This is a genomic window from Microbacterium sp. NPDC056234, from assembly GCF_042267585.1.
Taxonomy (GTDB): Bacteria; Actinomycetota; Actinomycetes; order Actinomycetales; family Microbacteriaceae; genus Microbacterium.
In genome coordinates this window covers 988,782-1,008,427 of the sequence record NZ_JBHJTE010000001.1, presented here as the reverse complement: position 1 = coordinate 1,008,427, position 19,646 = coordinate 988,782, and the positions used below count along the sequence as shown (strand labels likewise).

At 68.7% G+C, this 19,646-nt stretch carries 13 protein-coding genes; 7 read left to right on the top strand and 6 right to left on the bottom strand.

Translation table 11 applies throughout. The features are described 5' to 3' along the window. Window positions 1-75: 75 nt before the first annotated feature. The 3 genes from ACFCYE_RS04770 to ACFCYE_RS04760 all read right to left on the bottom strand — a co-directional run bounded on the left by ACFCYE_RS04770 (window position 76) and on the right by ACFCYE_RS04760 (window position 7,440). Entirely contained in the window at window positions 76-660 is a 585-nt protein-coding gene (locus ACFCYE_RS04770; protein ID WP_376176744.1) for a hypothetical protein, read from the bottom strand. A gap of 13 nt (window positions 661-673) precedes the next feature. After that, a complete protein-coding gene (locus ACFCYE_RS04765; protein WP_376176742.1) occupies window positions 674-1,093 on the bottom strand; it encodes a DUF4383 domain-containing protein in 420 nt (139 codons plus the stop codon). 95 nt (window positions 1,094-1,188) lie between these two features. After that, a complete protein-coding gene (locus ACFCYE_RS04760; protein ID WP_376176741.1) occupies window positions 1,189-7,440 on the bottom strand; it encodes a fibronectin type III domain-containing protein in 6,252 nt (2,083 codons plus the stop codon). 257 nt (window positions 7,441-7,697) lie between these two features. On the opposite strand from ACFCYE_RS04760, the gene ACFCYE_RS04755 reads away from it, so the two are divergent. After that, a complete protein-coding gene (locus ACFCYE_RS04755) occupies window positions 7,698-8,705 on the top strand; it encodes a LacI family DNA-binding transcriptional regulator (RefSeq protein ID WP_376176739.1) in 1,008 nt (335 codons plus the stop codon). Window positions 8,706-8,771: 66 nt separating this feature from the next. Here ACFCYE_RS04755 and ACFCYE_RS04750 read toward each other — a convergent pair whose 3' ends face one another. Genes ACFCYE_RS04750 through ACFCYE_RS04740 form a run of 3 tightly spaced genes read right to left on the bottom strand, consistent with a single transcriptional unit; the run spans window position 8,772 to window position 12,218 of the window. Beyond that, window positions 8,772-9,713 carry a glycoside hydrolase family 43 protein gene (locus ACFCYE_RS04750; RefSeq protein ID WP_376176738.1) on the bottom strand — a complete coding sequence of 314 codons (942 nt, stop codon included), beginning with the start codon at window positions 9,711-9,713 and terminating at the stop codon, window positions 8,772-8,774. Further along, window positions 9,706-10,701, bottom strand: a complete 996-nt coding sequence (locus ACFCYE_RS04745) for a glycoside hydrolase family 43 protein (protein ID WP_376176736.1) — start codon at window positions 10,699-10,701, stop codon at window positions 9,706-9,708. Before ACFCYE_RS04745 ends, ACFCYE_RS04750 begins: the two co-directional genes overlap by 8 nt. Beyond that, window positions 10,698-12,218 (bottom strand): alpha-N-arabinofuranosidase, encoded by a 1,521-nt coding sequence (locus tag ACFCYE_RS04740; RefSeq protein WP_376176734.1) that lies wholly within the window; start codon window positions 12,216-12,218, stop codon window positions 10,698-10,700. Before ACFCYE_RS04740 ends, ACFCYE_RS04745 begins: the two co-directional genes overlap by 4 nt. An 84-nt stretch (window positions 12,219-12,302) precedes the next feature. Here ACFCYE_RS04740 and ACFCYE_RS04735 point away from each other — a divergent pair, with 84 nt between their 5' ends. From ACFCYE_RS04735 to ACFCYE_RS04710, 6 genes are all read left to right on the top strand, one after another. Further along, the gene (locus ACFCYE_RS04735; protein WP_376176733.1) at window positions 12,303-13,304 is read left to right on the top strand and encodes a LacI family DNA-binding transcriptional regulator; all 1,002 of its coding nucleotides are present in this window, start codon (window positions 12,303-12,305) and stop codon (window positions 13,302-13,304) included. A gap of 272 nt (window positions 13,305-13,576) precedes the next feature. Beyond that, window positions 13,577-14,869 (top strand): ABC transporter substrate-binding protein, encoded by a 1,293-nt coding sequence (locus ACFCYE_RS04730; protein ID WP_376176731.1) that lies wholly within the window; start codon window positions 13,577-13,579, stop codon window positions 14,867-14,869. A gap of 78 nt (window positions 14,870-14,947) precedes the next feature. Further along, complete coding sequence (locus ACFCYE_RS04725) at window positions 14,948-15,943, top strand: carbohydrate ABC transporter permease (RefSeq protein WP_376176729.1); 996 nt, start codon at window positions 14,948-14,950, stop codon at window positions 15,941-15,943. Next, window positions 15,940-16,875, top strand: a complete 936-nt coding sequence (locus ACFCYE_RS04720) for a carbohydrate ABC transporter permease (RefSeq protein WP_376176727.1) — start codon at window positions 15,940-15,942, stop codon at window positions 16,873-16,875. The genes ACFCYE_RS04725 and ACFCYE_RS04720 overlap by 4 nt, the downstream gene beginning before the upstream one ends. Window positions 16,876-16,877: 2 nt before the next feature. Beyond that, entirely contained in the window at window positions 16,878-17,528 is a 651-nt protein-coding gene (locus ACFCYE_RS04715) for a DUF624 domain-containing protein (protein WP_376176725.1), read from the top strand. Window positions 17,529-17,559: 31 nt separating this feature from the next. Beyond that, complete coding sequence (locus ACFCYE_RS04710) at window positions 17,560-19,635, top strand: beta-galactosidase (RefSeq protein ID WP_376176724.1); 2,076 nt, start codon at window positions 17,560-17,562, stop codon at window positions 19,633-19,635. The last annotated feature ends 11 nt before the right edge of the window (window positions 19,636-19,646 follow it).

Here is a 19,646-nt window from a genome sequence, read left to right as displayed (position 1 = left end):
CCGCCGTTCGCGTGGGCGAAGGCGGGGCTGCGTGGCCGGGTAGGTCTCTGTTCCGTGCCTCGTGTCCTCGTCGGCTCAGTGGTGGTGGCCGGTGTCGGGAATGACGACGTCTCCACCGGCTGGGGCGAGGTAGCCCGCCTCGACGGCCGACAGCGCCGGCGTGACGACTGCCGCAGCGAGTACGGCACCGATGATGATCTCCGCCAGACGCGCGCGTCCCGGCGTTCCGTCCTGGCGCGGCCGCGATCGAAGCGCGCGCAGTTCCAGCGCGCAGGCGACGCCGACGACGAGAAGCAGGGCGACCGCCGGTGCCACCGCGAGGATCCCCATCCGCGAGGGGTCGAGCGCGAACGCCGCCACCGCGATGGCGGCACTGGCCATGGCTCCCACGACGCCGATCCGCGGCGCGAGCGTCCGCCCGAGGATCAGCGTCGCCGCGCCCCACCCGATGGCGACGGCACCCGCTGCGACGAGCGCGACCCCCATCAGGCGAATCGCCGGTGCGCCCTGAGCGGCGGTCAGCGCCCCCGCACCGAGTGCGAGCAGGATCAATCCGCCGCTCCACGCCGCGATCGACGGCCACACGGCCACCGTCGCCCGTCTCGCGGGTGCCGCGAGCGCCGTGGAGGCCGGCGAGGCGGTCATCGTCGGGCTGTTCACGTCGCGCTCCCCGTCAGGCCGTGCGGCCCAGCGGCGCCTGGCTCACGGCACGGTCGGCGGCGATCCCGACGCCCAGCAGCACGATCGCGCTGGCGAGGTGCAGGAAGTGGTCGAACGTGTTCAGCGCCAGGATGTTCAGCGCCGTGCCGACGAGGAAGAACCCGACGATGCCGAGCAGCAGATAGGCCGCCCCGACGACGATGTTCACGGTCTTGGCCGCTCGCGTCGACACCACACCCGCGATCAGCAGCGCGGCACCGATGAGCAGGTGCGCGACGTTGTGCAACGGGTTGACCATGAAGATGCCGAGGAGCATGCCGCCCTCGGTGGCGAGGAAGCCCACACCTCCTGTGACGGCGAAGCCGAGCAGTCCGACGAGGATGTACACCGCGCCGAACACCGTGGCGACGAGACGGTTCGGGGAAGAGCGCATGATTGACCTCCTTGTTCCTGTGCGGCCGAATGCCGCATCTACAGGAGTCTTCGGAAGCGTCCGTCGATCGGATTGCCCGCCCGCGCACGGAGCCGCTACCGCACCGTCACGGTGATCTCCTTCGAGCTCGTCGCCCCGGCCGCGTTCGAGAACTCGGCGATGTAGGCGTACTTCCCCGGCGCGCGTGCGGTCACGTGCGTGGTGGCGCGCTGCGCGTTCGGGGATGCCGCGGCGAGCGCCTGCTCATCGATCAGCACGCCGTTCTCGAACAGCCTGTAGAGCGTCGCGTTGGTGCCCCACCAGAGATTCGCGGTGACGGTGTAATCGCCGTCCTTGTCCCAGTTGTCGTGCGACAGGACGGGAACGGCGGGTGCGGCGTCCTTCACCTTCACCGTGACCGACGTCGTCGCCGTGGTGCCCGCCGCATTGATCAGCTCACCGGTGTAGACGTAGGTGCCGTTCTCCTTGCCCGCCACATCGAACGTCGCCACCTGTGCGTCCGGCGAGTCGGCGTCGAGCAGCTTCGTCGAGACCAGCGCGCCGTTCTCGTACAGCCGGAACACCGCGCCGTTGACGCCGTGCCACAGGTTCATCGACACCGTGTACTCGCCGGCATGCAGCCCGTCAGCGTGACCGGAATCGCTCGAGAGCACGCCGCGGGCGGGGGCCTTGGTCGCCCCCTCGTCGTCGAACACGAGCAGCTGCACCGATACGGATGTCACGAGCCCGTCGTGGTTGACCGCGTTCACGCTGAGCGTGTGCGGACCGACCACGTCTGCCAGAGAGATCTCCTCGCCCGGCGCCACCGGCCGCCCGTCGAACGCGATGTCGAGGTTTCGGACGCCGGACTCGGCATCCGACGCCGTGACGCCGACCGTGAAGGTCGATGTGCTGGCCAGCAGCGACCCCTCGACGGGGAGACCGTCGACCACCGGGGCCGTCGTGTCGGACGCCCCCGTCGCGTCGCCGGTCACCGCGATGTGCGGAGCCGCAGGCTGCTCCATCCCGTCGCCCAGGAAGAAACTCGTCTGCGTGGGCTGGTTGTAACCGGTGTTCTGCCACGCGACCGAAAGCCGGTAGACCGGATCGTGCATCAGCGTGCGCAGGCGCAGGCCGGTCTCGTCGGTGGTCGAGTAGATGCGCAGCTCGCTGGAGTCGGCAGATCGCCAGGCGATCTCCTCCCGCCAGTCGCCGAAGAGGTCGGCCTGGATGTTGGGGTTGCCCTTCGTACCGTTGTTGGAGCGCGCCCCCTCGTCGGCCAGGATGACCTCGGACTCCCCCGTCTCCCAGTTCCACTTCGACACGGTCGGGTATCCGCGGTACGCCTCCTGATCGAACGTGTGGTCGACGATCTCGCGCAACGGGTCGCCGTCGAACCACGCGAGGAAGTTCGCCGCAGGGATCTGCTCCCCGATCAGCTCGCCGCCCGCGGACATCAGCTGCCCGACCGGCGAGTTCCACGAGGAGTCCCCGCCGATGGCCCAGCCTTCCGCGCCCTCGTAGCGCGGATCGATGTCGCCGGATGCCGCGCGCCCGGTGTCCTTCGTCGCCGGAATCGACCACAGCACATCGCCGGTGCGCGCATCGCGCATCGTGGCACCCTGGTCCTGCGCGGCGTGCATCTCCTCGTGAGCGGCGAAGACCTCGAGGCCGGGGTTCGACGGCACCAGGTCCGACACGTGGATCGCGTCGCCATGGCCGAGCGCTGTCGAGTACAGCAGCGAACCATCATCGTCGATCGTCGCCGAGCCGAAGACGATCTCGTCCTTGGCGTCGCCGTCGACGTCGGCCACCGACAGGTTGTGATTGCCCTGCCCGTACAGCGCCTCGCTTCCGGCGTCGTTCGAGTCGATGACCCAGCGACGGGTCAGCTCGCTGCCGTCGAAGTCATAGGCGGCGACGACCGCGCGGGTGTAGTACCCGCGGCTGAAGATCGCGCTGGGGTGTTCGCCGTCCAGGTACGCCGTGCCGGCGAGGAACCGGTCGACGCGGTTGCCGTACGTGTCGCCCCACGCCCCGACGTCGCCCCGAGGCGGCGTGTAGTCGACCGTGTCGATCGCCGCCCCCGTGGCTCCGTCGAAGACCGTGAGGTACTCCGGCCCTGTCAGCACGTAGCCGGAGCTGTTGCGGTGGTCCGCACCGGCGGTGCCGATCGGCTGTCCGACGCCGTCGATCGTGCCGTCGGCGGTCTTCATGATCACTTCGGCCCGGCCGTTGCCGTCGTAGTCGAACACCTGGAACTGCGTGTAGTGCGCGCCGGCGCGGATGTTCACGCCCGCATCGATGCGCCAGAGCCGCGTGCCGTCGAGCTCATACGCGTCGAGATAGACGTTGCCGGTGTACCCGGCCTGCGAGTTGTCCTTCGCATTGGACGGGTCCCACTTCACGATCAACTCGTACTGGCCGTCTCCGTCGACGTCGCCGACGCTCGTGTCGTTGGCGCTGTAGGTGTACGGCTGCCCGTCCTTCGTGTAGGCGTCGGCCGGCTTGTCCAGCGGCACGGACCGATAGGCGCCGTCCTGCACGCCGAACTCGTCGGTCTCGGTCGTCTCGACCCCTGCCAGCACCTTCGTCACGAAGTACGCGGATGCCGGGGCTCCCGCCTCATCGACATAGTTGGTCGAGTCGGCGATGGGCTCCTCGGTGATGCGCTTCCCGTCGCGGTAGACGTGGAATGCCACGTCGTCAGGATCGGTGCCGAGCATCCGCCAGGACACCAGGTTCCCGTCATCGGTCGCGATCGCGGCAGGAGCCCGATCCAGGTACTCGGCCTGGCGCTGCAGCACCGTGACCGCCTCGGTCGCGAGCTGCGCCGAGGCGGCTCCCGCACCCCCGGCGTTCACCGCGACCGTCGTGTAGAAGTACGGGATCGTCGTGAGCACGCCGGTGTCGATGTACCGGTGGGTGTCGGCGAGGCCGATCAGCTCGCCCTGCTCACCCTCGACCTCGGATCGGAAGACCAGGTAGTACAGCGCACCGAGGGGTTCAGCCCACGAGAACTCGACGGTGTTCTTCGCGATCGCCTCGACGGTCAGATCGGTCGGGGCACCCGGCGTCTCGGCATGCGCGTCGACGAGCGATGCCGTCACTGCCCGCGATGGAACCGACTCGAGCCTCGTCTGGTCGACGGCCGTGACGTGATATTCGTAGTCGAGACCCACGCGGGCGGTCGTGTCGACGTACGTCGGCTCCTCGACGGCGCCGACCGCGACCGGCTTCGCGTCGAACGGCGATTGCCGGTACACGTTCCAGGTGACGCCGGATTCGGCATCCCAGGCCAGGGAGACCGCCGGCGACGTCGGGTCGGCGTTCACATCGGCGACCTCGAGCCCGGTGGGGCCCAGCAGGATCGGCGTGATCTCCAGGCCGTTCAGGCGGGTGCCCGCCGCCGCGCCGTACGCTTCGACGTTCAACTGGCCGTCCGTGACGAGGAATGGCCCGCGCAGGGTCGAGTTGACGCTGCCGCGTCCCGCGTTGCCGCTGCCGGCTTCCCGTCCTTCGATGCGGAAACCGGTGCGGGTCGAACCGATCCAGTCGCCGGAGTAGGTCTTCACCGAGTACGTCCCGTCCGGCACGTCGAGCGCGAAGGTCGCACTGTCACCGGGGAGGACGAAGTCGCGCACGAGGTCGTTCGATCCCTCCGCGGCGCCGCGGTCGCGCCCTGCCGTGGCGCCCGCCGCGGTGACGAACCCGTAACCACGCTCCTCGGTATAGACGAGGTCTGGCGTGACTTCGGCGTACCCGGCCATCAGCGGATTTCCCGCGAGCTGGAAGTCGTACTTGTAGAAGGCCTGCTTGGTGGTGAATGTCACCTCGGCACTCGGCTCGGATTCGCCTCGTCCGTTCACCGCGACGACGCGGTACCTGTAGGCGGTGCCCTCGGCGAGGCCCTGGACGATCGAGCTCGTCTGCGTCACCATCCCGACCAGCGCCCAGGTGGCCTCCGGATCGGCGACGGCCTGGCGGTGGATCTTGTAGATGTCCGCGGTGGGCGAGGCATCCCACTGCAATGTCGCTCCCCCGTTGCTGATGGCTCCGGCGACGACGTTCTGCGGAGCCGCCGGCACCTCGGCCGGCGGCTCGACGTCGGCGACCTTCAGCGCCAGCGGGTCGTCGAGCTGTGCGATGCCCTGCGCGACGAGGCGCGCCATCTGGATCGCTCCGTACTCCTGGAAGTGCGTGTCGTCGACCGTGCCGGCCGGCCGATTCGGGAACACGCCGGGGTCGACGTGCAGGAAGACGGCCTTGGCGGCATCCGGTCCGATCTCGTTCAGATACGCACGGCTGGACGCCGAGAGGTCGACGAGCAGGACGTTCTCCTCGGCGGCGAGCTCGACCATCTTGTCGACGTACTCGGGGAAGCTCACGGTGAACTCGCCCGTCTCGGCGTTGAAGGCTCGCCGAGAGACCGGCGTCACGAGGATCGGCGTGGCACCGCGCTGCCGAGCACCCTCGACGTAGACGCGCAGGTACTCCTTGTAATCGGCCGGGCTCGCGTAGCGATCATCGACGCCCTGGGTGGCGTCGTTGTGGCCGAACTGCACCATCAGGTAGTCACCGGGGCGGATGCTGCGCAGCACTTCGTCCAACCGGCCCTGCGTGATGAAGTTCTTGGATGACCGGCCGCCGATCGCATGGTTGGCGAACGCGATGTCGTCCGCCAGGAAGCGGTCGATCATCTGTCCCCAGCCGGCCTGCGGGGCGTACGCGATGGGGTCGTACGTCTGCACGGTCGAGTCGCCGGTGACGTAGGCGGTGCCGATGGCGCCGGCGACGCGTGCGGGCAGTCGAGTGATGGTGAGGGCATTGAGAGCCGCGGCATCCCCGGCGATCTGCAGTGTCAGCCGACCATCGACGAGGGCGATCGGGAACGCCATCTCCAGGTAGGTGCCGGCGGCCTGCGGATTGGCCTGCACCTTGGCGATGCTCTCGGCCGTGATGGTCGTCGTGCTCGCGGCTTCGGCGTCGCCGGCGACGACCTGCACGGAATAGTCGCCGGCGCCGAGGTCGACCTCGAAGGTCGCACCGGTCGCCGCGACGAAGTCGCTGCGCAGCGGATCGTCGCCCGCGCGGTCGACGTCAGGGGTCTGCGCCGTCGGCGCGGTCGAGAACCCGTATCCCCACTCCGCGTTGTAGGCCGTCGCAGAGGTGACGGCGAGCGCGCCATCGGCGACCTGGCCGCTGCCGAAGTCGAACGTGACGACGTCGCCGCCGGGAAGCGGTGCCGGCGCTGCGTAGACGGGCGACTGCACGGCTTCGGATGCCGGCGACGATCCGACCTCATTGCGTGCGGCGACCCGGTAGGACCACGACTGCGTCGTGTCGACGGCATCCGTGTATCCCGGCGCGGCGACGGTGGTCAGCTCGGCGAAGACGCCATCGCTGCCCGCACGCTCGAGGAGGTAGGCGTCACCGTTCGGGACGGCCGCCCACGTCAGGATGACCGAGTCCTTCGTCACCTGCGCGACGGCGAGGTCAGCGGGCGTCGCGGGAGCGACGAGCTCGGGGATCACGCCGGAGCGCACTTCGGCCGACGGCGCGGAGAGGCGGTCGTAGGCGCTCACGGCGACGATCGCGTATGCGTACGAACCGCCCTGAGCGACCGATGCATCGGTGTAGGCGGGCTCGGCCGCCTCGCCGATCTGCGCGAACTCGCCGGTCGTGTCGCCGTCGACGTCGGCGCGCAGCACACGGTAGAGCGCGGCGCCTTCGGATGCCGCCCAGGTGAGGTCGACGCCGTTCCACGCCACCTTGGCGGCGGCGAGATCGGCAGGCGCGTCGGGCGTGACCGGTGCGACGACGAGGCCGTTGATGTACGCGCCGAGCCCGGATCCGGCGAAGCCCACGGTGAGCTGCCCGTCCGTGACAGTGGTGGTGAAGGTCTGGGTGGCGTTCGTGCCGCGGTCGGAGAGGAACCGGGGCTGAGCGATGTCCTCGAGCGTCACTGTCGCGTTGGTGCCTGATGCCGAACTGAGCCCGTCGCCGATCGTGACGGTCACGGCGTAGTCGCCCTCGGGAACGCCGTCGAGGGCGAAGCCCCAGTTCGTGCCGGCGACGAAGTCGTCCTCCATGGCACCCGCCGGCGAACCGTCTGTGCTGCGGTCGCGGTCGAACAGGGTCGCATCAGCCGGAAGCGTGATCCCCCAACCGGACTCTGTCGTGTGGTGCGACGTCGTCAGCACCTGCTGGTGCCCCTCGGCGACGGGGCTCGTCGCGGTGCCGAAGTCGAAGCGCCACGCGCCGTCGTCCCCCGGTGCGAGTGCCGCCGCGGCAGGCGGCGCAGTGATGAGGGATGCCACGACGACGGTCGCAGCGATCGTCACGCCGGCGCGGAGGCGGGTGCTCACCGATCCGGATCGGGGGGAATGCGCGGCACGACGGGCGGCGCGGACAGGCTCGTAGGGCACAGTTCTCTCCTGTTGACAGCGGTGGCAAAAGAAAAGGCGGAAAGCGCATTCCGACGCTTCGTCCGGCAGTCTTGCATGCCGCATACGGCGGAGGCAAGGAAAGTGCGAAACGTTTTTTGACCGCGCCTACCCGTTGCGCCTGTCCGCATAGGAAAGCGCATACCATTACGAGAAGGGCACGCGTCTGAAGGAGGGCGATGTTGAAGCGGGTGGGCATCCGAGATGTCGCCGAGCTCGCCGGGGTCTCGATCAGCACCGTCTCGAACGCGCTGAACCGACCGGGGCGCGTGAGCGATGAGCTCGTCGAGCGAGTGCGGAAGGCCAGCGAACAGCTGGGCTACGTCCCGTTGCAGGCGGCGCAGCAGCTCAGGGTCGGACGCAGCGGACTGCTCGGCATGACCGTCATCAACATCGCGAACCCGTTCTTCGCCGACATGGTCGCCGGAGCGGAGGACGCGGCCGCGGCAGCCGGTCTGCGAATTCTGGTCGGCAACGCCAGTGACGACACCGCCAAGGAACTGGACCACCTCGAACTGTTCGAACGCGTGCAGGTCGAGGGCGCACTCGTGAGCCCCTTCGGACCCGTGGCCGCCTGGCAGCAGCGGTTGCGCAGACGCGGCGTACCCGTCGTGCTGGTCGATGCGATCGATGACGCGGGGACGATGCCGTCGGTCTCGCTCGACGACGTGGCCGGCGGCCGCCTCGCCGCGGAGCACCTGATAGCCACCGGACGACGGCGACTGGCGTTCGTCGGCGCCCGTGAGGAGGTGCGGCAGGTCCGCGAGCGCCTCGCGGGCGCGCGACTCGCGGTCGCGGCCCACCCTGGCGTGACGCTCGAGCCGATCTGGGCGACCACGACCACCACACAGCGCGGCCTCGCGTTCGGTGACGAGATCGCCGCCCGGCGCCCCGAGGATCGCCCCGACGGCATCATCAGCTCGAACGACCATCTGGCCATCGGCCTGCTGCACGGGCTGATCGCCCGTGGCGTCCGCGTGCCGGAGGAGGTCGCGGTCGTCGGCTACGACGACATCGAATTCGCGGCGATCGCCGAGGTGCCGCTGACCTCGGTGCGCCAGCCGGCGCGCGAGATGGGACGCGCCGCCGCAGAGATCCTCATCGCCCGCATCAACGGCGCAGAGACTCCCGACCTCACAAACGTCGTCTACCAGCCAGAGCTCGTCATCCGCGCCTCGACGGCATAACCGGTCGGACCGACGCCGCAGAAGGCGTCCGACTGCGGGACCTCTCCGATCGGAGGGACGTCGAACTCAGCCAGCGAACGCCTCCGCGAGGCGGTCCCACTCGCCGGGGCGCAGCGGCACCACGACGCCGTGCTTCGTGTTCGCAGGAAGGGAGAAATCGGCCCGCGGCACGGGTTGCCAATCGCCGCCGGCCAGATCGCGAGTCCGCAGCGCGATGTATCCCTGCGGCCAGTCCGAGTACTGATCGACCCAGAGGTACCACCAGCCGGCCTTCGCGTCGAAGAAGATCAGCGGCGCCTCGACGTGCTCGTACAGGTCATCCGCGATGCGCGAAGCGACGAGCGTGAAGTCGGGAGACGTCGGAGACGCGCCCACCTCGTGGAACAGCCGCCGCTCGTCCGTCGACTTGAGGAAGCGATGCGTCCGGCCTTCGTGCTCGACCATCGTGAGGTCGATCACGCCGTGTCCCGGCCCGAAGTCCGCCAACGTGAACGCCGCGCCGAACGAGCGGAAGTCTCCGGTCCGCGCCGCCACGATCCGCGAGTACGAGTCACCGGCATGCTCGGCATCCGATTCCTCGTACAGAGCGCTCGACCAGTAGACGAGGTATTCGCCGGTGGCCGCGTCGTAGAGCGCCTCCGCCGCCCACGCCATCCCCGCCGTGGGCGGCGCGACCTCGACGCGCCAGGGCTCCGACCAGGCGACCAGATCCATCGAGCGCCAGACGACCAGGGACCGGCTTCCGGACCGCGTCCACCCGTCCCAATCGTGCTCGACGCCGGTCCACACCCGCAGATCGGTCGCGATGATGAACGACTCCTCTGGCCCGCGCACCAGATACGGATCGCGCACACCGGTCGTGCCGAGCCCGGATTCGAGGACGGCCTCTCCCCCGTTCACACGCGTCCAGCGCAGCGGGTCGTCGTGATCGCTGAGGGAGAAGTAGATCTTCTCGCCGTGGCCCTCATGATCCTCGACGAAATGCACGAGAAGGTACCCGTCAGACATCGACCAGGCTCCCGGTCGCGTACGCCGCCAGCATCCGATCGCGATTCTCGGCTGAGATCGGCACGACGGTCCCGTGCCGCGGGCTCCTGGGAAGCTCCGCCGGCACCGACTCCAGCGTGCCGGAATCCAGATCCGTGATGCGGAAGGCGAGATAGCCGTCGCCGCCGTGATAGCTCGGCTGATCGATGAACAGGTACCAGCATCCGTCCCGCTCCGAACGGAACGCCGTCGGGCCCTCTCCCTCGGTGAACCTCCCGCCCCACGGGTTGGGCTGGCCGAAGCCGATCCGCTCGGCGATCCGCTCCCACGCGAGAGAGTGCAGATCGCTGCTCCTGTCGAGCACGGGCAGCATGGTCGCCTCGTCCTTGGTGAAGCGGTAGTACGTGCCGGCGTCCCGGATGATCGTCGAGTCGATGAACCCGCGGCCGGGGCCCCGACGCTCGTCGATCCAGATCCGCGGCTCGCTCACGGTGACGAAATCGCGAGTCGTCGCGAAGAACATCCGCTGATAGGAGTCCTCGATGCGACGCTCGACCGGCGTGGTCTCCGGCGGGTAGAGCGCGGACGCCCAGAACAGGAAGAACTCCCCGCGCTCGGCATCCCACACCGCCTCCGGCGCCCAGGCGTTGCCCGCCTCGGGCGGCGCGACCCCGAGCCGACGCTGCGGGGACCACGTCACGAGGTCCGGCGACTCCCAGACCATGATGTCGCGCGATCCGGTCTGCTGCGCGGCGGCGAAGCCCTCCGACTTGCCCTGGATGCGCAGATCGGTCGCGATCAGGAACCAGCGGTCCTCATGCGGATGCCGAACCAGATGCGGATCCCGAAGACCGCGCTCGCCCTTGGTCGATCGGAGCACCGGCTGTCCGTCGCCGAGCTCGACCCAGCCGGACAACGGATCGTCCGCGGCCGTCACGGCGAAGCGGATGGCCTCGTCGTCGGCGTCGGTCTCACCGGTGAAGTAGACGAAGAGGTACGCGTCGGTCACGCCAGCTCCAGCGAAACCGTCACGTACGAGTGCGCCGGCAGGTCGACTTCGAGCCCCCGCTGGTGCCGGCGGATGCCGTCGTGGGATGCCGGGGCCACGGCATCCGGGTTCTGCGGAGTGTTGTGCTCACCGGTCGACGCGGCCGTCAGCACGCGCGCACTGAAGCCGGCGATCTCGGCACCGCGGAGGTCCAGCACCACGGTCGTGCCCTGTTCGGCATCGAGGTTCGACAGCGACACGAGCGCCGCTCCGTCCTTGGTGGATGCCGAGGCCGACAGCAGCGGCAGGTCGCGGCCGTCCGCGGCGCGGGTGCCGCCGTCGACGACATGCGCGGCGAGCGCCTGCGCGTCGTGGTGCCCGGTGTTCATGGCGAAGACGTGGAACGTCGGGGTCTTGACCAGTGCTCCGGTGTCGGGGTCGGTGAGCAGCATCGCCTGCAGCACGTTCACGGTCTGGGCGATGTTCGCCATGACCAGACGATCGGCGTGGCGGTGGAAGGCGTCGAAGTGGACGCTCGCGACCAGCGCATCGCGCAGGGTGTTCTGCTGGTACAGGAATCCGGGGTTCGTCCCGGGCTCGACATCCCACCAGGTGCCCCATTCGTCGAGCACGAGGCCGACGCGCCTGCGGGGATCATGACGGTCCATGACGGTGCTGTGACGGGTGAGCAGCTCCTCGATGCGGTAGGCGCGCGACAGCGCGAGGTACCACTCGTCCTGGTCGAACTCGGTCGCCGATCCCTTGCTCTCCCACGTGCCGCTCATCGTGTAGTAATGCAGCGAGAGAGCCTGGAACGGCGAGGAGCCCTGGCCGTCGCAACCGAGGCATCCGAGCGCCTTCATCAGCACGTCGGTCCACTCGTAGTCGTCGACGTTCGCCCCCGCGGCGATCCGGTAGACCGTGTTGCCGCCGTGGTTGCGGACGTAGGTCGCGTACTGGCGGGCGAGGTCGGCGTACGCCTCGGCGCGCATGTTGCCGCCGCACCCCCACGCCTCGTTGCCGATGCCGAAGAAGGGCACCTTCCACGGCTCATCCCGACCGTTCTGTCGACGCAGCGATGCCATCGGGGAGTCGTCGGCACGCGTGAGGTATTCGATCCACTCGCTCATCTCGCGCACGGTTCCCGAGCCGACGTTGCCGTTGACGTACGCGTCGGCGCCGAGCATCTCGCACAGCTGCATGAACTCGTGCGTGCCGAACGAGTTGTCCTCCACGACGTCGCCCCAGTGCGAGTTGACCATCCGCGGACGCTCGTCGCGAGGGCCGATGCCGTCGCGCCAGTGGTAGTCGTCGGCGAAGCATCCGCCCGGCCAGCGCAGGTTCGGGATCTTCAGCTCGCGCAGCGCCTCCACGACGTCCAGACGGATGCCGCCCTCGTTCGGGATGTCGGAGTCCTCGCCGACGAAGAAGCCGCCGTAGATGCACCGGCCGAGGTGCTCGGCGAAGTGGCCGTAGAGGTGGCGGCTGATCGTCGCGCCGGGAAGGTCGAGGTCGATGACGACACGGGTGCTGGGCATGATGTCCTCTCGGAGGCTTGGGGTTCGTCCGGAATTGTAGCGATACAATTCCGGAACGGGCAAGAGGCGCGAAAGGATGGACGGATGACGACGATCCAGGATGTGGCGAAGGCCGCCGGCGTCTCGCCCATGACCGTCTCGAACGTTCTCAACGCCCATCCGCACGTCCGCGAGTCGACGAGGCAGAAGGTGCTGGCCGCTGTCGAAGAGCTCGACTACCGCGTCAACGCCGCCGCCAGGAACCTCCGCACCGGGCGCACCGGCACGATCGGGCTGGCCGTCCCGAACATCGGCGATCACTACTTCGCCCGCCTGGCCGCGCTGGTCGCCACGATCGCCGGCGAAGAGGGCTACCGGGTGGAGATCGAGCACACGGATGCCGTGCGCGAACGCGAGCTCGAGGCGATGACGCTGTCGCAGAATCGCATGCACGACGGCCTGCTGCTCTCGACCGTCGGGCTCGGCCCCGAGGACAAGGGTCTGCTGCGCGTCGACTATCCGGTCGTGCTGCTCGGCGAGGGGATCTTCGACGGCCCGCTGGATCACATCGCGATGCCGAACGTCGACGGCTCCTACGCGGCGACAGCGCATCTGATCGCCCAGGGCTCGCGCGACGTGGCGATCTTCGACGTGCGTTTCACGCTGTCCGACTCGGTGCGCGACCTGCGACTCGAGGGCCACCAGCAGGCGCTGCGGGACGCCGGGATCACCCCGGACCCGCGGCTCTTCTTCGACATCACGGACTTCACGATGCAGGAGGGCTACCGCGCCGCACAGCAGGTGGTGGAGTCCGGCGTGTCCGTCGACGCGGTGTTCTGCCCGACGGACGGCGTCGCGATCGGTGCGCTGCGGGGCTTCGCGGATGCCGGCATCCGCGTTCCGGAGGACGTCCGCGTGATCGGGTTCGACGACCTGCCCGAGAGCGAGTTCCTCACCCCGCGGCTGAGTTCGGTCGCCCCTGCGCACGAGGTCACCGCCCGGACGGCGGTGACGTTCCTGGTGGAGCGGATCCGCGGCACGGCCCCCGCCGAGGCCCGCGAGTTCGTCACCCCGTTCGAGCTGCGTGCTCGCGCCTCGACGGCCTGAGCGCCCTCTTCGGCGGACGATTCACGGACCCTGTGACGAATCACGGGGGGAACCGTCCGATTCGTCCGTGAATCGTCACCGGCTCCGTGATGCGTCGCAGCCCACGGTCTTTACAACGTTGAACGTCGTTATACGATCGAGTCTTGCGAAACGTTTTTATCTGAGCTACATTCTCGGTAAGCGCTTTCCCGCACCGAGAGGCGCGTGCACCATCCCACCCGAGACGCTGAGGTTCCGCGGTCCGAACAGAGGCGTTCACAGAGAGGACAAAGATGTTCAACAAGAAGCGTGTGCTCGCTGCCGGCGCCTTCGCCGCCAGCGCTGCCATCGTCCTGGCGGGCTGCTCCAGCAGCGAACCCGAGGCCGGAGCGACCTACGACCCCGACGAGAAGGTCACCCTCGACCTGGCGTTCTGGGGCAACGACGTGCGCGCCGAGCTGTACAACGAGGCGATCGCGGCGTTCAACGAGGAATACCCGAACATCAAGGTCAACGCCTCGTTCCTCGACTTCCCCGCCTTCTGGGAGAAGCGCCAGACCGAGGCCGCGGGCAAGAACCTGCCGGATGTCATGCAGTTCGACTACTCGTACCTGCGTCAGTACTCGCAGAACGGGCTCCTGCTCGACCTCGATCCGTATCTCGGTGAGATCATCCAGACCGACCCGCTGCCGCAGAACATCCTCGACATCGGCGTGGTCAACGACACGACGTACGGGATCGCGACCTCCACCAACGCCTGGGGCCTGTTCAGCAACCCCGTGCTGCTCGAGACCGCAGGCGTCGAGAACTTCGCCGGCGGCACGTGGGAGGAATACACCGACTGGATGGGCGAGGTCACCGACGCAGCGGGAGGGGCGTTCTGGGGCGGCGGCGATTACACCGGCCGCATCCAGAACTTCGAGCTCCAGCTGCGCGCCGAGGGCGACGTCCTGTTCACCGAGGAGGGCGAGGCCGGCTTCGACGAGGATCGCCTGGCCGCCTTCTGGGAGGAAGGCCAGCCGATCCGCGACGGCATCGGCATCCCTCAGCAGCGCGTCGAGGAGGTCGCTCCCAAGGGCGGCTTCGACAGCGCACTGACCGCGAGCGAGCTCGTCTGGGACAACTTCGGCTCCGGGTACCTGGGCGGACTGGGTGAGGGCTACACCGAGCTGAACCTCATCGCTCCCCCGATCACCGAGGAGGGCGCGAAGGATCTCTACCTGAAGCCGTCGATGCTGCACACGATCTCGGCGAACACCGAGCACCCTGAAGCCGCGGCGACGCTCGTCGACTTCCTGGTCAATTCGCCGCAGTCCGGCGAGATCTTCGGCACGAACCGCGGCCTCCCGGCATCCGAGACCGCCCTCGAGGCAGCGGAGCTCGACCCGATCAGCCAGCAGGTGAAGGACTACGAGGAGTCGATCGCCGACCGTCTCGGTGACGCACCGCCCGTGCCGATCATCGGCTACGGCACGCTCGAGGAGAAGTTCCGTCAGCTCGGGACCGAGCTGAACTTCGGCACGATCACCGTGGACGAGGCCGTCACGCAGTTCTTCGCCGAGATGGACGTCGTCCTCAACCAGTGACGAGCGCTCAGGGGGCGGGTGCACCGCCCCCTGACCTCCTCCTCGAACCCCGTATCGAACCCGCATCGGAGTATCCCCGTGAGCACCACAGCCACCCGAGTCCTCGTGACCGGTGAGAAGCCGTCGAACCGGACCCTGTTCCGCCGCCGTCGCCCCGAGCACGGCGATCGCCCCGGGCTGCGACGAAGGGCGATGCGGGAGACGGTCGCGGGGTACGGGTTCCTCGTCCCGTGGCTGGTCGGGTTCTTCGGTCTCACGCTGATCCCGATGGCGTACTCGTTGTACCTGTCGTTCACGAGTTACAACATCTTCTCGCCGCCGAAGTGGATCGGCTTCGACAACTACGTGCGGATGTTCACCAGCGATCCCGCGTTCATGCAGTCCGCGCAGATCACCCTGATCTACGTCCTCGTCGGCACCCCGATCACGCTGGCCGCAGCCCTGGCGATCGCGATGCTGCTGAACTACCGCGACAAGGGCGCCGGCTTCTTCCGCTCGGCCTTCTACGCCCCCTCCCTCATCGGCGGTTCCGTATCGGTCGCGATCGTGTGGCGGGCGATGTTCGCCAATGACGGACCGGTCGACAACTCGCTGTCGTTCTTCGGCATCGACCTCGGCGGCTGGATCGGAAACCCGAGCCTGGTCCTGCCCGCGATGATCCTCCTCGCCGTCTGGCAGTTCGGCGCGACCATGGTCATCTTCCTCGCCGGACTCAAGCAGATCCCCAAGGAGCTGTACGAGGCGGCGGAGATGGACGGCGCCGGCGCGTGGCACCGGTTCCGCGCGGTGACCATGCCGATGCTCTCCCCGGTCATCTTCTTCAACCTGCTGCTCGGCCTGATCGGCGCCTTCCAGGTGTTCAGCTCGGCCTACATCATCTCCAACGGCTCCGGCGGTCCAGCCGGCATGACGAACTTCATCACCCTCTACCTCTACAAGCGCGGATTCTCCGATGGCCAGATGGGCTACGCCGCAGCGATCGCCTGGGTGCTGCTGATCGTCGTCGCCATCATCGCCTTCATCCTCTTCCGCACTCAGCGCAGCTGGGTCCACTACGCCGGAGACAACCGATGAGCACTTCCAACGCCGCAACGACGTCGGGCGCCGCCTCGACCCCCGTGTTCGCCCAGCAGCAGGCCGCTCCTGCGGCCCCTCCTCGCCGCAAGGTCGCGCGCAAGACCTGGCAGACGGTCATCTGGTTCGTCGCCCTCATCGCCCTCACCGCGATCGTGCTCTACCCGCTGGTCTGGCTGCTGTTCTCGACGTTCAAGCCCAACAGCGAGTTCGGCTCCAACATGGGTCTGCTCCCGAACGCGCCCACGATCGAGAACTATGCGAAGGTCATGGAGGGCATCGCCGGCGTTCCGATGTGGCGGTTCTTCCTGAACTCGTTCATCCTCGCCGCCGGCGCCGTGATCGGAACCGTGCTCTCCAGCGCCCTCGCCGCCTACGCGTTCGCCCGCATCCAGTTCAAGGGGCTCGGCATCCTGTTCGCCGCGATGATCGGCACCCTGCTGCTGCCGTTCCACGTCGTGATCATCCCGCAGTACATCATCTTCAACGAGCTCGATCTCGTCGACACGTTCTGGCCGCTGCTGCTGCCGAAGTTCCTCGCCACCGAGGCGTTCTTCGTGTTCCTGCTCGTCCAATTCATGCGTCAGATGCCGCGCGACATGGACGAGGCCGCCCGCATCGACGGTGCCGGACACGTGCGCATCTTCTGGGCGATCATCCTGCCGCTGATCAAGCCCGCACTCATCACCTGCTCGATCTTCGCGTTCATCTGGGCGTGGAACGACTTCCTCGGCCCGCTGCTGTACCTCACCAGCCCCGAGAACTACCCGCTGCCGATCGCGCTGCGCCTCTACAACGACCAGACGTCCTCCAGCGACTACGGCGCCACCGTCACGGCATCCTTCGTCGCACTCCTTCCGGTCCTGGCGTTCTTCCTCGTCTTCCAGCGGTTCCTGGTCGACGGCGTCGCCACCCAGGGTCTGAAGGGCTGACCATGGACCGTTCACAGCTCCGCGCCGCGCGGCGGGCCGACGCCTCCGGCAGCGGCCCCACGCTCGACGACCGTGCCCCGTCCCGCTTCCCCGGCGCGAAGGGAGCCTTCGCCCTCTTCGGCGAGGTGCTGTGGACCGGTCTGCTGATCACCGTCGCCGGCCTCGCGGTCGTCACTCTGCCGGCAGCGCTCGCCGCCGGCATCAGGCACCTCCGCCGCTACGTGAATGCCGAGGAATCGCACACCCGCGCCTTCTGGCAGGACTGGCGACGCGCACTGCTGCCCGGCGGACTCGTGGTCGGTGCCGTCGCGACCCTCCTCGCGATCGTTCTCGTCATCGACGTCGTGGTCGCACAGTCCGGCGCGCTGCCCGGCGGGCAGGCCGTGGCCCTCATCGGCTGGGCGGGGCTCCTCGTCGGCGCCACCGCGCTGCTCATGATGGCGAGCGCCTGGACACCGGAGACCGGATGGCGGGTCGCCGCACGCGGCATCATCCGCACCGCGGGGTCCGACCCCGTCGGCACCGCCTACCTCGCCGTCGCCGCCGTCCTCGTCGGCGTGGTGACCTGGATGCTCATCCCCCTCCTCCTCGCCTGCCTCGGCTGCGCGGCCTTCGCCGCCGTCGCGGTCCCCGCACGCCAGCGCCGGGCCTGACACACCACCGCAAGAACTGGAGCTGCACGACGTGCTGTACGGAGCCGATTACAACCCCGACCAGTGGCCGGAGGATGTCTGGGACGACGACGTCCGCCTCATGCAGGAGGCCGGCGTCAACATCGTCAGCCTGGGCATCTTCGCCTGGTCCCGCATCCAGCCCGCCGAGAACGTCTGGGATTTCGCCTGGCTCGACACGGTGATCGACAAGCTGCACGCCGGAGGCATCCGGGTGAACCTGGCGACGGCCACGGCATCCCCTCCCCCGTGGGTGAGCGCGACCTACCCCGAGACCCTGCCCGTCGACGAGAACGGCGCCTCGTACTGGCCGGGCAGCCGGCAGCACTTCGCGCCGTCGTCGCCGACCTACCGGCGCCTGGCCGGCGAGCTCGTCCGCCGGCTGGCCGAGCGCTACGTGAACCACCCGGCCGTCGTGATGTGGCATGTCGGCAACGAATTCGGCTGCCATCTCTGGATGGACTTCTCGGATGCCGCGCGCGACGCCTATCGCGTCTGGCTGTCGGACAGGTACCGCACGATCGACGCGCTGAACGCGGCGTGGGGAACGACGTTCTGGTCGCAGACCTACGGCTCCTTCCACGAGATCTTCCCGCCGCGGCTGGCTCCGTACAGCCACAACCCCTCGTCGATGCTGGACTGGCGGCGCTTCACCAGCGACATGCTGCTGGAGTGCTACCTCGCCGAGCGCGAGATCCTGCTCGAGGCCGGAGCCACTCAGCCGATCACGACGAACTTCATGGGCCCGTTCAAGCCGGCCGACTATCGTCGCTGGGCACCCCACATGGACGTGATCGCCGACGACTGCTACCCGGACCCCGCCAATCCGAACCGCATCCGGGATGCCGCCTTCCAGCGCGATCTCGTCCGCTCGCTCAAGCCGGGCGTGCCGTGGATGCTCTGGGAGCAGGCGACGGATGCCGTGAGCTGGCGCCCCGGGAATCCCGGGAAGCGCGCAGGCGCCCTGATGGCGGAGACCGCGCAGTCGATCGCCCGCGGCGCAGACGGCATCATGTTCTTCCAGTGGCGCCAGTCCCGCGCGGGCAGCGAGAAGTTCCACTCCGCGATGCTGCCGCACGCCGGCACCGAGACGCGCACCTGGAACGCGGTCACGCAACTGGGTGCGCGCCTCGCGGCCCTCGGCGATCTGCCGGCACCGGGGCACGATGCCCAGGTCGCCCTGGTCTTCGACTGGGAGAACTGGTGGGCGGTCGAGGAGCGCGATCACCCGACCGAGATCGACTACCTCGCGCTGACGCTGCAGTGGTACGGCGCGTTCCACGCCCGAGGCATCCAGGTCGACATCATCGCGCCGGAAGACGCCGGCGCCGGCTACGACCTCGTCGTCGCCCCCGTGCTGTACCTGCTGCGCGAAGAAGGCGCGTCGGCGATCGTCCGCTTCGTCGAGAACGGCGGGACGCTCGTCACCGGTCCCTTCACCGACATCGTCGACGAGCACGATCAGTTCCGCTCCGGCGGGTTCCTGACGCTGCTCGGCGATGTCGTCGGGCTGCGTCTCGAGGACTTCGGCGCACTGGCCGGGGAATCGACCGGCGGAAACGGCGTCGGTGCGCTGAGCGCCGCGTCGGCGCAGGCCGCCCGGGCCGCCGCGGCCAGGGGAACCGTGTCCTTCTCGTTCGACGACGCGACGCACGTCGGCCGACTGGTGGCCGAGGCCGTCCGGCCGTCCGGTGCGACGGTGCTCGGCACGTTCGAGACCGGTCTGCAGACCGGATCCGCCGCCATCACGCGCAACCGGTTCGGTGCCGGTGAGGCCTGGTACGTGGCGACCCAGCCCGATGCCGGCGCCCTCGATGCCGTCGTCGACGCGCTGGTCTCGGCATCCGGTGTCCGCCCGGTGGTCGAAGACGTGCCCGCCGGTGTGGAAGTCGCCAGACGCGGCGACCTCGTGACGCTCATCAACCACGCCGACGACACCGTCCAGATCGCCATCCACGGGACGGACGCCGAAACCGGGGCAGCGGTCGAGCGGGTGGTGCTCGAATCCCAGGGCGTCGCCTTCGTCCTCGCGCCGATCGACGCCGCCGTCACCCGGACCGCACCGCTCGCAGACGCCACCGTCCTCTGACCCTTCCGCAC

Excerpts from the sequence above, each read along its gene's own strand:
- ACFCYE_RS04730 (WP_376176731.1), top strand. The coding sequence starts at position 13,577 with ATGTTCAACAAGAAGCGTGTGCTCGCTGCCGGCGCCTTCGCCGCCAGC.
- ACFCYE_RS04750 (WP_376176738.1), bottom strand. The coding sequence starts at position 9,713 with ATGTCTGACGGGTACCTTCTCGTGCATTTCGTCGAGGATCATGAGGGC.
- ACFCYE_RS04735 (WP_376176733.1), top strand. The coding sequence starts at position 12,303 with ATGACGACGATCCAGGATGTGGCGAAGGCCGCCGGCGTCTCGCCCATG.
- ACFCYE_RS04740 (WP_376176734.1), bottom strand. The coding sequence starts at position 12,218 with ATGCCCAGCACCCGTGTCGTCATCGACCTCGACCTTCCCGGCGCGACG.
- ACFCYE_RS04755 (WP_376176739.1), top strand. The coding sequence starts at position 7,698 with ATGTTGAAGCGGGTGGGCATCCGAGATGTCGCCGAGCTCGCCGGGGTC.
- ACFCYE_RS04715 (WP_376176725.1), top strand. The coding sequence starts at position 16,878 with ATGGACCGTTCACAGCTCCGCGCCGCGCGGCGGGCCGACGCCTCCGGC.
- ACFCYE_RS04720 (WP_376176727.1), top strand. The coding sequence starts at position 15,940 with ATGAGCACTTCCAACGCCGCAACGACGTCGGGCGCCGCCTCGACCCCC.
- ACFCYE_RS04765 (WP_376176742.1), bottom strand. The coding sequence starts at position 1,093 with ATGCGCTCTTCCCCGAACCGTCTCGTCGCCACGGTGTTCGGCGCGGTG.